This is a genomic window from Citrobacter telavivensis (assembly GCA_009363175.1).
GTDB lineage: Bacteria > Pseudomonadota > Gammaproteobacteria > Enterobacterales > Enterobacteriaceae > Citrobacter_A > Citrobacter_A telavivensis.
Genome location: CP045205.1, coordinates 492,961 through 505,507, shown reverse-complemented (window position 1 = coordinate 505,507; position 12,547 = coordinate 492,961). Strand labels below are relative to the sequence as shown.

Annotated in this window: 9 protein-coding genes, 1 tRNA gene and 1 rRNA gene; 2 read left to right on the top strand and 9 right to left on the bottom strand. The window is 53.1% G+C overall.

Annotation, left to right across the window (positions count from 1 at the left end):
* Positions 1-75: 75 nt before the first annotated feature.
* A tRNA-Glu gene (locus GBC03_04585) sits at positions 76-150 on the bottom strand.
* 77 nt (positions 151-227) lie between these two features.
* Positions 228-1,779 (bottom strand): 16S ribosomal RNA (locus tag GBC03_04580).
* 482 nt (positions 1,780-2,261) lie between these two features.
* On the opposite strand from GBC03_04580, the gene GBC03_04575 reads away from it, so the two are divergent.
* Positions 2,262-2,981, top strand: coding sequence for an FCD domain-containing protein (locus GBC03_04575; protein QFS69538.1), 720 nt, complete (start codon positions 2,262-2,264; stop codon positions 2,979-2,981).
* A complete protein-coding gene (locus GBC03_04570) occupies positions 2,978-4,405 on the top strand; it encodes a DHA2 family efflux MFS transporter permease subunit (protein ID QFS69537.1) in 1,428 nt (475 codons plus the stop codon). Before GBC03_04575 ends, GBC03_04570 begins: the two co-directional genes overlap by 4 nt.
* On the opposite strand, the gene rbsR is transcribed toward GBC03_04570, so the two are convergent.
* From rbsR to GBC03_04535, 7 genes are all read right to left on the bottom strand, one after another.
* Positions 4,371-5,369 (bottom strand): ribose operon transcriptional repressor RbsR, encoded by a 999-nt coding sequence (gene rbsR, locus GBC03_04565; GenBank protein ID QFS69536.1) that lies wholly within the window; start codon positions 5,367-5,369, stop codon positions 4,371-4,373. The two genes, GBC03_04570 and rbsR, sit on opposite strands and share 35 nt — an antisense overlap.
* Positions 5,370-5,372: 3 nt before the next feature.
* Positions 5,373-6,302: a ribokinase gene (gene rbsK, locus GBC03_04560; protein QFS73914.1), complete on the bottom strand. Its 930-nt coding sequence runs from the start codon at positions 6,300-6,302 to the stop codon at positions 5,373-5,375.
* A gap of 111 nt (positions 6,303-6,413) precedes the next feature.
* On the bottom strand, positions 6,414-7,304 hold the full coding sequence (gene rbsB / locus GBC03_04555; GenBank protein ID QFS69535.1) for a ribose ABC transporter substrate-binding protein RbsB: 891 nt from the start codon (positions 7,302-7,304) through the stop codon (positions 6,414-6,416).
* Positions 7,305-7,328: 24 nt separating this feature from the next.
* On the bottom strand, positions 7,329-8,294 hold the full coding sequence (rbsC, locus tag GBC03_04550; GenBank protein QFS69534.1) for a ribose ABC transporter permease: 966 nt from the start codon (positions 8,292-8,294) through the stop codon (positions 7,329-7,331).
* 5 nt (positions 8,295-8,299) lie between these two features.
* On the bottom strand, positions 8,300-9,805 hold the full coding sequence (gene rbsA / locus GBC03_04545; protein ID QFS73913.1) for a ribose ABC transporter ATP-binding protein RbsA: 1,506 nt from the start codon (positions 9,803-9,805) through the stop codon (positions 8,300-8,302).
* A 7-nt stretch (positions 9,806-9,812) separates the two neighbouring features.
* Positions 9,813-10,232 (bottom strand): D-ribose pyranase, encoded by a 420-nt coding sequence (gene rbsD, locus GBC03_04540; GenBank protein ID QFS69533.1) that lies wholly within the window; start codon positions 10,230-10,232, stop codon positions 9,813-9,815.
* A gap of 228 nt (positions 10,233-10,460) precedes the next feature.
* Positions 10,461-12,329, bottom strand: a complete 1,869-nt coding sequence (locus GBC03_04535; GenBank protein ID QFS69532.1) for a low affinity potassium transporter Kup — start codon at positions 12,327-12,329, stop codon at positions 10,461-10,463.
* Positions 12,330-12,547: the final 218 nt, after the last annotated feature.

Below are 12,547 nucleotides of genomic sequence, written 5' to 3'. Positions count from 1 at the left end.
CAAATATCTCAAACATGACTCTGAAGTCAGTTTTGAGATACTGATTGGTTGTGCCTTTCACTCACAGCCAGCAAGTGGCGTCCCCTAGGGGATTCGAACCCCTGTTGCCGCCGTGAAAGGGCGGAGTCCTAACCGCTAGACGAAGGGGACACGATGTGTCACGACTTCGTAGCCGTCTTGCTATTCACTTTTCATCAGACAATCTGTGTGAGCACTACAAAGGCAGGTTCTTTAAGGTAAGGAGGTGATCCAACCGCAGGTTCCCCTACGGTTACCTTGTTACGACTTCACCCCAGTCATGAATCACAAAGTGGTAAGCGCCCTCCCGAAGGTTAAGCTACCTACTTCTTTTGCAACCCACTCCCATGGTGTGACGGGCGGTGTGTACAAGGCCCGGGAACGTATTCACCGTGGCATTCTGATCCACGATTACTAGCGATTCCGACTTCATGGAGTCGAGTTGCAGACTCCAATCCGGACTACGACATACTTTATGAGGTCCGCTTACTCTCGCGAGGTCGCTTCTCTTTGTATATGCCATTGTAGCACGTGTGTAGCCCTGGTCGTAAGGGCCATGATGACTTGACGTCATCCCCACCTTCCTCCAGTTTATCACTGGCAGTCTCCTTTGAGTTCCCGGCCGGACCGCTGGCAACAAAGGATAAGGGTTGCGCTCGTTGCGGGACTTAACCCAACATTTCACAACACGAGCTGACGACAGCCATGCAGCACCTGTCTCACAGTTCCCGAAGGCACCCTCGTATCTCTACAAGGTTCTGTGGATGTCAAGACCAGGTAAGGTTCTTCGCGTTGCATCGAATTAAACCACATGCTCCACCGCTTGTGCGGGCCCCCGTCAATTCATTTGAGTTTTAACCTTGCGGCCGTACTCCCCAGGCGGTCTATTTAACGCGTTAGCTCCGGAAGCCACTCCTCAAGGGAACAACCTCCAAATAGACATCGTTTACGGCGTGGACTACCAGGGTATCTAATCCTGTTTGCTCCCCACGCTTTCGCACCTGAGCGTCAGTCTTCGTCCAGGGGGCCGCCTTCGCCACCGGTATTCCTCCAGATCTCTACGCATTTCACCGCTACACCTGGAATTCTACCCCCCTCTACGAGACTCAAGCCTGCCAGTTTCGAATGCAGTTCCCAGGTTGAGCCCGGGGATTTCACATCCGACTTGACAGACCGCCTGCGTGCGCTTTACGCCCAGTAATTCCGATTAACGCTTGCACCCTCCGTATTACCGCGGCTGCTGGCACGGAGTTAGCCGGTGCTTCTTCTGCGGGTAACGTCAATTGCTGCGGTTATTAACCACAACACCTTCCTCCCCGCTGAAAGTACTTTACAACCCGAAGGCCTTCTTCATACACGCGGCATGGCTGCATCAGGCTTGCGCCCATTGTGCAATATTCCCCACTGCTGCCTCCCGTAGGAGTCTGGACCGTGTCTCAGTTCCAGTGTGGCTGGTCATCCTCTCAGACCAGCTAGGGATCGTCGCCTTGGTGAGCCGTTACCTCACCAACTAGCTAATCCCATCTGGGCACATCCGATGGCAAGAGGCCCGAAGGTCCCCCTCTTTGGTCTTGCGACGTTATGCGGTATTAGCTACCGTTTCCAGTAGTTATCCCCCTCCATCGGGCAGTTTCCCAGACATTACTCACCCGTCCGCCACTCGTCAGCAAAGCAGCAAGCTGCTTCCTGTTACCGTTCGACTTGCATGTGTTAGGCCTGCCGCCAGCGTTCAATCTGAGCCATGATCAAACTCTTCAATTTAAGTTTGATGCTCGTAGAATTAAACTTCGTAATGAATTACGTGTTCACTCTTTGAGACTTGGTATTCATTTATTGTCCGAAGACATTAAGAATCCATGTCACTTTGAGTGCCCACACAGATTGTCTGATAAATTGTTAAAGAGCAGTGCCGCTTCGCTTTTTTCTCAGCGGCGCGGGGTGTGCATAATACGCTTTCCCGCTTCAGAGTCAAGCATTTATTTCGCTTTTCTCTGTGGGCGTTCATCTCTGAACCCCGCTGACCCGGCGGCTTGCGTGCCGTTGTTCCGTGTCAGTGGAGGCGCATTATAGGGAGTTATTTCAGGCTGACAAGGGGAAATTTAAAATAATTTTCCGAGTGCGTAATATTTATCCAAAACGGGTATTAACATGCCATAAAATAAGCGTTTTGCTGTTTTTGCAACCGCAATCACACTTCCTGGTGGCATACTAATGAGTAAGAAAAAGATAAAGGACAAAGCGTAATGTCTTTAAGCGCACAGCAGCTGGCTGCACAAAAAAACCTTTCCTATGTTCTGGCTGAGAAGCTCGCGCAGCAGATCCTCAAAGGTGAATATGCCCCTGGCACTATTCTCCCTGGCGAAATAGAACTGGGCGAACAGTTTGGTGTAAGCCGGACCGCCGTTCGGGAAGCAGTCAAAACATTAACTGCCAAAGGGATGGTGCTGCCGCGCCCTCGTATTGGCACCCGCGTGATGCCACAGGCAAACTGGAACTTCCTCGATCAGGAATTACTCACCTGGTGGATGACCGAAGAAAATTTTCAGCAGGTTATCGAACACTTTCTGGTGATGCGTATCAGCCTGGAGCCTCAGGCGTGCTCGCTGGCAGCGACAATTGGCACAGCGGAGCAAAAAGCACATCTGAATACATTAATGGAAGAGATGGTCGCGCTGAAAAAGAACTTTAAGCGCGAACGCTGGATTGAAGTGGATATGGCCTGGCATGAGCATATTTACGAAATGAGCGCGAACCCGTTCTTAACCTCTTTTGCTTCGTTGTTTCATTCTGTCTACCACACCTACTTTAATTCAATTACTTATAACACCGTTGTGAAGCTGGATTTGCATCAGGCCATTGTCGACGCCATTGCACAAAGCGACGGCGACGGTGCGTTTAAGGCTTGTCAGGCTCTGCTGATAGCCCCGAATGAACGTCCAGAAAACGACCAGGATTGTGCATGACCAACAAAAAAGCACGCAGTATGGCTGGATTGCCGTGGATAGCGGCAATGGCCTTCTTCATGCAAGCACTGGACGCCACCATCCTTAATACCGCTTTACCCGCTATCGCCCAGAGCCTCAATCGCTCCCCCCTGGCAATGCAGTCTGCGATTATCAGTTACACCCTGACGGTTGCTATGTTGATCCCAGTAAGTGGATGGCTGGCCGATCGCTTCGGCACCCGACGTGTATTCATGGTTGCCGTCAGCCTGTTTACGCTCGGTTCCCTCGCCTGCGCACTTTCGAGTACGCTACCGGAGCTGGTCCTTTTTCGCGTGATTCAGGGGATTGGTGGCGCAATGATGATGCCGGTTGCACGCCTGGCATTATTAAGAGCTTACCCGCGCAGCGAACTGCTGCCGGTGCTGAACTTTGTGACTATGCCTGGACTGGTCGGCCCCATCCTGGGTCCGGTACTGGGTGGCGTTCTGGTTACCTGGGCCAGCTGGCACTGGATTTTCCTGATCAATATTCCGATAGGCGTCGCCGGCATTCTGTATGCGCGCAAATATATGCCGAACTTCACTACCCCACGGCGCAAATTTGATATGACCGGCTTCTTTCTTTTTGGTCTGAGCCTGGTCCTCTTTTCCAGCGGGATGGAGTTGTTTGGCGAGAAAATTGTCGCCACCTGGATAGCGCTGACCATTATCCTGTTGAGCATTCTGTTACTGCTGGCTTATGTTCGTCACGCGCGACGCCACCCGACTCCGCTGATATCGCTGTCATTGTTTAAGACCCGCACCTTCTCTGTCGGTATTTCCGGCAACCTTGCTACCCGTCTTGGGACGGGATGTGTGCCGTTCCTGATGCCGCTGATGTTACAGGTGGGATTTGGCTTCCCGGCGCTGATTGCCGGTTGCATGATGGCGCCCACCGCACTGGGCTCAATACTGGCGAAATCGATGGTAACGCAAGTGCTGCGCCGTCTGGGTTATCGAACCACACTGGTGGGCATCACTGTCTTCATTGGGCTAATGATCGCGCAGTTCTCTCTGCAATCCCCCGCCATGCCCGTCTGGCTGTTAATTCTACCGTTGTTCATTCTGGGGATGGCGATGTCAACGCAATTCACCGCGATGAACACGATTACGCTGGCCGATCTGACTGATGACAACGCCAGCAGCGGCAACAGCGTACTGGCTGTTACGCAGCAGTTGTCCATCAGTTTAGGGGTGGCGATCAGCGCAGCGGTACTACGCATCTATGAAGGGATGGAGGGAACCAATACGGTCGAACAGTTCCACTACACCTTTATTACGATGGGCGCGATTACTGTCGTGTCAGCCCTGATGTTCATGTTGCTGAGAGCCAAAGATGGTCGCAACCTGATCAAAGAGCGACACAAGCCTACACCGAGCCCCGCGCCATCAGAACAGGAGTAAGTTGCAGACGCTGCTGTTGTAGGGCGGGTTGCGCCATACGATGAATCAGCACATCGATGGCCAATTCACCCAGTTCATCTTTTGGTTGATGAATGGTGGTAAGCGGCGGCGTCATGTAACGCGCCAGTTCTATGTCGTCGTAGCCAATCACCGCCATATCCTGCGGAATTCGCAATCCGGCCTGATACAACGCCTGATAAGCACCTACCGCCATCGCATCGTTGCCGGCAAAAACAGCGTGCGGACGAGGTTGATGAGAAAGCAGTTTCTGCATGGCCTCAAACCCACCGCCAAATTCAAAATCACCGGTAATTTCGTAACCGTCCGGGATAACCAGCCCGGCGCGCTTCATCGCAGCGCGATACCCTTCCAGACGCAACCGCGCAGGGGTTTTATCAAGCGGCCCGGTAATACAGGCGATGCGAGTAAAGCCTTTATCAATAAGATGCTGCGTAGCCAGGTCGCCACCGAGTAACGAGTTATCCTGAATAAGATCGCTATCCCCTTCACCATCAAAAGGCGACCAGTCCATCATAACGGTAGGGATTGAGGGGTAGCGCTGCATGATTTCACGCGACGGCTGGTGTGTTTCGGTACAGAGCAACAGTAAGCCGTCCACCCGCTTTTGCATCAGGGTTTCCAGATTACGGTTCATGCGCTGCTCATCGCCTTCGGTATTGCATAACACCAGGCTATAGCCGCGCTCAAAACAACTGCGCTCAACGCCACGCACCAGTTCGGAGTAAAAAGGGTTGGTACTCGCCGTGATCAGCATGCCGATGGTACGCGTCTGATTCAGCTTCAGGCTACGCGCCAGCGCAGAAGGCGCGTAATTTAATGACTTGATCGCTGCATCAACTTTTTCAGTTATCGCTTCACTGACAAAGCGATCCTTATTAATGACGTGCGAAACGGTCGAGGTGGAAACGCCCGCCAGGCGGGCAACATCCTTCATGGTAGCCAAGCGTTACCTCTGCTGACCTAAAAACGCCTCAATTTCATCACGCCACGGCACGGAAGGCTGCGCGCCTTTACGGGTCACAGCAATCGCCGCAGCGGCATGGGCAAAGCGAATCGCGTCAGACAGCGGCTTTTCTTCCAGCAGAGCGGTGATCAGCGCGCCGTTGAAGGTATCGCCCGCAGCGATAGTATCGACAGCGTCAACTTTAAATCCAGGAACCCGGCGGCCTTCGCCATTCACACTGACCCAGACGCCCCGGCTCCCTAACGTAATCAGAACGGTATGAATGCCTTTCTCGTGCAGGACCTGGGCTGCTTTCGCCGCGTCTTCATCGTTTTCGACACGGATCCCCGTCAGCTTTTCCGCTTCAGTTTCGTTCGGGGTGATGATATCCACCAGCGCCAGCAGTTCGTCAGATAACTCACGTGCCGGAGCCGGATTCAGCGCCACAATCGTGTTGTTTTGCTTTGCGATTTTCGCGGCCGTCAGCACGCTTTCGATCGGCGACTCAAGTTGCATCAACAAGGCGGATGCCTGAGCAATACGCTCGCGCTGCACCTCGACTAACGCAGGGGAAAGCGCCGCATTAGCGCCAGCATGGATACCAATAACGTTTTCACCGTCGCCATTCACAAAAATCAGCGCCACGCCGGTGGAATCACCGCTGATGACGCTGACCGGTTCGACATCAATGTTGTCACTAATAAGCTGTTTGCGGATGTTACGTCCAACATCGTCATCGCCCGTGCAGGCAATGAACGCAATATTCGCCCCACTGCGACCCGCAGCCACCGCCTGATTCGCGCCTTTACCGCCAAAAGCCACCTGATAGTGGTTTCCGGTGACGGTTTCACCTGGCGTCGGGAATGTTTTAAGGTTCAGGATATGGTCGGCATTAATACTGCCAAGAACGACAAGATTGCCTGCGGTTTTCATGTTCGGGGTGTCCATCAGAGATCGCCACCGGTATTACCCGGTGGCGTATGCCACACTTTCTTTTCTTTATATTTAGTCCCTCAGGCAACGCGCGGTCGCCTGAATCGCCAGTTACTGCTTGATGACCAGCTTCAGGTCAACAGGGTACTTGGCCTGAACTTTCTCGCCTTTCAGTACCTTATCTGCCGTCTCAACGCCTTTCGCGCCGATCTGGTCCGGTAACTGTGCGATAGTCGCAGCCAGTTTGCCATCATTTACCGCTTTTTCGCCATCAGGCGTACCGTCAAATCCGACCACCATCACATCAGATTTACCTGCGGTTTGCAGAGCACGCAGCGCACCCAGTGCCATTTCATCGTTCTGTGCAAAGACAGCCTGCACGTCCGGATGCGCAGTCAGCAGGTTCTGCATCACGTTCAGACCTTTAGTACGGTCGAAGTCTGCTGGCTGACTGGCCAGGACGTTAAATTTGTGTGCCGCAACGGCCTGCTGGAAACCTTCACCACGCTCACGCGCCGCTGAAGTCCCGGCAATACCTTGCAGTTCAATAACTTTCGCACCTTCACCCGCTTTTTTGGCGATGTAATCACCGGCGATTTTCCCACCCAGTACGTTATCAGACGCGATGTGGCTAACGACGTCGCCTTTGGTTGCCTGACGGTCAAGGGTGATGACCGGGATATTGGCCTGGTTCGCCATTTTCACTGCGTTACCCACCGCGTCGGAATCCGTCGGGTTGATCAGCAGAATTTTGGTACCACGTACGGTTAAATCCTGAACGTTCGCCAACTCTTTCGCCGGGTTGTTCTGGGAGTCCAGTACCACCAGGTTGTAACCCAGTTTATCAGCTTCTTTCTGCGCCCCATCTTTCAGCGAGACGAAGAACGGGTTGTTAAGCGTAGAGACCACCAGCGCAATGGTATCTTTCGCCATTGCGTTCGCGCTCACGGTGGCGCTTAGCGCAACAGCAGAAACCAGGGTAGCCAGTTTTTTCATGTTCATATTTAAGATGTCCTGTAGTCGTTGTTACTGCTTTTTGTTGTCTACCAGCACCGCCAGCAAAATCACCACCGCTTTGACGATCATCTGGTAATAGGAGGAAACACCTAACAAATTCAAACCATTATTGAGGAAACCCAGAATTAATGCGCCGATCAAGGTCCCAACAATACGTCCTTTGCCGCCCGCCAGACTGGTCCCACCCAGCACAACGGCCGCGATGGCATCCAGCTCATAGCCTGTACCGGCAGTCGGCTGGGCAGAGGAGAGACGCGCCACTTCAATGATACCGGCCAGCGACGCCAGCAGCCCACACAGTGAATAGACGATAATCTTGATTTTACTGACGCTGATACCGGACAGACGCGTTGCCGCTTCGTTACCGCCCAGCGCATAGATATAGCGACCCAGACGAGTGTGGTGCAACATGTACCATGCCGCCAGGAAAACAATCCCCATGATCCAGACTGGCGTCGGCACACCCAGCGGACGGCCAATGCCGAACCAGCCAAACAGATCGGCGTTATCGGTAAAGCCCGTGTTAACCGGACTCCCGTTGGTGTACACCATCGTCACTCCGCGCAGCAGCAGCATCATGACCAGCGTGGCGATAAACGCCTGCACACGGCCTTTCGCCACAATCACGCCCGTTACTGCGCCTACAGCGGCACCTAATGCCAGGGCTGCTGCAACGGCCACCAGCGCGTTAACTTCAATCCCTACAATTGAAGCCGCAACCGCGCCGGTGAGCGCCAGCAGGGAACCGACTGACAGATCGATACCCGACGTCAGAATAACCAGCGTCATCCCCACCGCCATAATGGCGTTCACGGATGTCTGCTGAAGAATGTTGAACAGGTTATTGACGGTAAAAAAGTTAGGGCTCAACGTCGAGACAATCGCGATCAGCACCAGCAGGGCGATGAGAGACTTTTGCTCCATCAACCACGCTTTGGTGAAATAACGGCGACCAGAAACAGCCTGGGTAGTCATCTTTTTTACTCCTGATTCACGCGATTAAGCTTGCCCACAGCGGCAGCCATCAGAACTTCCTGGGTGGCCTGCTCGCGAGTGAATTCACCGCCGAGATGCCCTTCATGCATGACGATAATGCGATCGCTCATGCCTAATACTTCTGGCATCTCAGATGAGACCAGAATGATGCTCAGGCCGTCGGCCTTAAACTGGTTAATTAACTGATAAATTTCTTTCTTGGCCCCGACGTCCACACCGCGGGTGGGCTCATCGAGGATCAACACCTTCGGTCGGGTCATCAGGCCACGGGCAATCGCCACTTTCTGCTGGTTGCCCCCGGACAGCAACCCAATAGCCTGTTCCATCGACGGAGTTTTCACATTGAACAGGCGAATAAAATCGCTCACCGCCTGCTGCTCATCTTTATGCTTAAGACTACCGCCGCTGCGGCTGAAATAGCGCAGCGCGGTCAGCGACATATTCTCTTTCACCGACATGCCGAGCACTAAACCGTCGCGCTTGCGGTCTTCAGAAATATAGACAATGCCGTTTGCCAGTCCGTCCTGCGGGGAACGCGCAACCACTTCATGTCCATCGAGCGTGACATACCCGCTGGTACGCGGCAGTGCACCATACAGAACTTTCATTAGTTCGGTACGTCCGGCCCCCATCAGGCCCGAAATCCCTAAGATTTCACCTTTACGCAGGGTAAAAGAGACATCGTTCACGCCTGGTCCGCACAGGTTATCGACCTTCAGGCGGACTTCACCCGGCGCTTTATCCAGGCGCGGATACTGTTCTTCGAGCTTACGGCCCACCATCATCTCAATCAGCGAATCTTCGGTCAGTGAGGCCACTTCACGTTCGGCAATAAACTGTCCGTCCCGGAAAACGGTCACGTCATCGCAAATCTCGAAGATCTCTTTCATTCGGTGAGAAATATAGACAATACCGCGTCCCTGCGACTTCAGTTCGCGGATCACGCGGAACAGGGATTCGGTTTCGGTGTCGGTGAGCGCATCCGTTGGCTCATCCATAATGATGACTTTCGACTCAAAGCTCAGCACTTTGGCGATTTCGACCATCTGCTGGTCGCCAATCGACAATTCACCCACCAGACGGTCGCTCTTAAAGCGCAGGTTGAGTTTAGCTAACAGAAGGTCCGCTTCGGCATACATCTTCTTCCAGTCTATTTTGCCGAAGCGGTTAACGAATTCGCGGCCGAGGAAAATATTCTCCGCAATGGTAAGTTGCGGGATCAGGTTAAGTTCCTGATGGATGATGCCGATCCCCGCTTCCTGGGATGATTTAGGACCGTTAAAGGTCGTTTCTTTCCCCAGCCACAACAGTGAACCGGCATCGCGGGTATAAATGCCCGTCAGCACCTTCATCATGGTGGATTTGCCGGCACCGTTTTCCCCCACCAGCGCCATCACGCGACCGGGGTAAACATTGAGTGCGGCGCCGGATAGCGCTTTCACGCCAGGGAACGCTTTATCGATCCCTTTGAGTTGCAGTAATGCGTCCATGACGGCCTCAGAAAGTGACGCCAGCACAGAGAATGATATTCGCATACGGGGAACACTCCCCGCTGCGAATTACCGCCTGACTGTCTGCGGTTTGTTTTTTAAATTGTTCATGCGTGGTGTAACGAATTTCTATGGTGTTTCCCTGGTGTTGTTGCAGTTGCTCAATGTGGCTGAGCAACGTTTCGTGGAGTTGCGGATTATGTTGTTTAATTTCCGTTGCGAGAATGGCCGATTCAACCTGCATTTCACGGGTCACCACATCCAGTACCTGCATAAAAGAAGGTACGCCCTGGGTTAATGCCATATCGATACGTGTTGTACTGTGTGGGATGGGTAAACCTGCATCACACACCACCAGCGTATCGGTATGCCCCAGACGGGAGATAACCGATGAAATCTCTGAATTGAGTACTGTGCCTTTCTTCATTTTCTTGCTCCACTAGCGAAACGTTTCGCTGGTGTTTAGTGTAGTCTGAGATGTGAGCAAATAACCATCATGACGTAACAGATTTGTGATCGCCGTCGAAACGTTTCGCTAAGTGAAATAGAGTGGCATGTGGAGAGGTTTTTTGCCGGGTGGCGCAGCGCTTACCCGGCCTACCATTTTCGTAGGCCCGTGAAAGCGCAGCGCCGCCGGGCGAAGGTGTTGCAGATATTAAATCTCGACCTGTGTCCCCAGTTCAATCACGCGGTTAGGCGGGATTTCAAACTGATCGGGCGCGCGCAGGGCGTTACGCTGGAGAAGAAGATAGAGTTTGCCACGCAAACGTAAATACCAGGGACGCTTGCCGACGATTAACGACTCGTGCGACATAAAGAACGACGTCTCCATCATCCGGCAGCTCAACCCTTCCAGACCGCAGCGGTGGAAGACCTCTTCAACATTCGGCGTTTCACGCCAGCCGTAGCTGGCAACGACGCGCCAGAAGGTCGGTGACAACTGCTCAATCTGCACACGACGGACGTTATGCACGTACGGCGCATCTTCAGTACGCAGCGTCAGCAGGATAACCCGCTCATGCAACACCTTGTTGTGCTTGAGGTTATGCATCAGGGCAAAGGGGATCACGTTCAGCGCGCGAGACATATACACCGCAGTGCCCGGTACGCGTACCGGCGGGGATTTCTCCAGCGAGGCGATCATCGCTTCCAGAGAGTTACCGTGCTCGTGCATACGGCGCAACAGGCGGAAACGTTCGCTCTTCCAGGTGGTCATGATGGTGAACATCACCAGCCCCAGCGACAGCGGCAGCCAACCGCCTGACAGCAGTTTATCGAGGTTTGCCGAGAACAGCGGAATATCGATACACAGGAACGCGACGAGGATCAGCGCCACGAAATACTTATTCCAGTGCCAGTTTTTACGCGCCACGGTTGTCGAGAGAATCGAAGTCAGTACCATCGTACCGGTTACGGCGATCCCGTACGCTGCCGCCAGGTTACTGGAGTGCTCGAAGCTGACAATCACTATCACCACCGCGATATAGAGCATCCAGTTGACGAACGGAATATAGATCTGCCCGGACTCCATTTCTGACGTATGAATGATGCGCATGGGCGACAGATATCCCAGACGAACCGCCTGACGCGTCAGCGAGAAGACGCCTGAAATTACCGCCTGTGAAGCGATCACCGTCGCCAGTGCCGCAACGATCAGCAGGGGAATCAATGCCCAGTCCGGCGCCAGCAGGAAGAACGGGTTTTTTATCGCTTCCGGGTGTTTTAATAGCAGCGCCCCCTGGCCAAAGTAGTTGAGCACCAGCGATGGCAGGACCACCGTAAACCATGCCAGGCGAATAGGGAACTTACCAAAATGCCCCATATCGGCATACAACGCTTCAACGCCGGTAATCGACAGCACCACTGCACCAAGCGCGATAAAGGAGACGGTCTTGTATTCAAGGAAAAAATGGACCGCCCACATTGGGTTCAACGCCTGCAGCACTTCCGGATTGGCAATAATACTGCGTAGGCCAAGTACAGCCAGAATCAAAAACCAGGCCAGCATAATGGGCGCAAACAACTTCCCCACCATCCCGGTACCGTGCTTCTGAATCATAAACAGCAGCGTCAGGACGATAATCGACAGCGGGACAATCCAGGTATCCAGTTGTGGCGCGATGATCTCCAGACCTTCAATGGCCGACATCACCGAGATGGCCGGGGTGATCACCACCTCGCCATAAAAGAAGCTGCCGCCAATTAAGCCCATGATGACCAGCATAGAGGTCATTCGCGCGGAGGTATTACGTCCCGCCAGCGACATCAGCGTCAGGATCCCCCCTTCACCAGCGTTATCTGCACGCATGACGAAAGTCAGATACTTAATGGAAACCACAAAGATGAGTAGCCAGAAAATCAGCGACAAAAAACCAAAAACGGCATCGCGTTCAACGCCAAAACCAAACTGACCGGACAAACATTCACGAAGTGTATAAAGTGGGCTGGTACCAATATCACCGTAGACAACCCCAATGGCTGCGAGGGTTACCGCAGACAATGATTGCTTATTATCAGTGCTCATAGACTAGTCTTTCATATATAAAGAAATGTGTGCGTAGTCCCTTGGCCCACAAAAAGCGCACAGTATGCACGATTCAAAGCAAAATCGTACCCCTAAATGAGTCCAGATTAACCTGGCTCAAAGAAAAATAAACAGCCTCCTGGACAAGTTCAGCCTCTGAGCTGAAACGGCTATACTCGCTGTTAACGCAGTATATTTAATGAAAGGACGCCACTCTA

What these genes read in the sequence shown, in the direction of transcription:
- GBC03_04575 (QFS69538.1), top strand. Translation starts at nt 2,262, where the DNA reads ATGTCTTTAAGCGCACAGCAGCTGGCTGCACAAAAAAACCTTTCCTAT.
- GBC03_04570 (QFS69537.1), top strand. Translation starts at nt 2,978, where the DNA reads ATGACCAACAAAAAAGCACGCAGTATGGCTGGATTGCCGTGGATAGCG.
- rbsK (QFS73914.1), bottom strand. Translation starts at nt 6,302, where the DNA reads ATGAAAACCGCAGGCAATCTTGTCGTTCTTGGCAGTATTAATGCCGAC.
- rbsB (QFS69535.1), bottom strand. Translation starts at nt 7,304, where the DNA reads ATGAACATGAAAAAACTGGCTACCCTGGTTTCTGCTGTTGCGCTAAGC.
- rbsC (QFS69534.1), bottom strand. Translation starts at nt 8,294, where the DNA reads ATGACTACCCAGGCTGTTTCTGGTCGCCGTTATTTCACCAAAGCGTGG.
- rbsA (QFS73913.1), bottom strand. Translation starts at nt 9,805, where the DNA reads ATGGACGCATTACTGCAACTCAAAGGGATCGATAAAGCGTTCCCTGGC.
- rbsD (QFS69533.1), bottom strand. Translation starts at nt 10,232, where the DNA reads ATGAAGAAAGGCACAGTACTCAATTCAGAGATTTCATCGGTTATCTCC.
- GBC03_04535 (QFS69532.1), bottom strand. Translation starts at nt 12,329, where the DNA reads ATGAGCACTGATAATAAGCAATCATTGTCTGCGGTAACCCTCGCAGCC.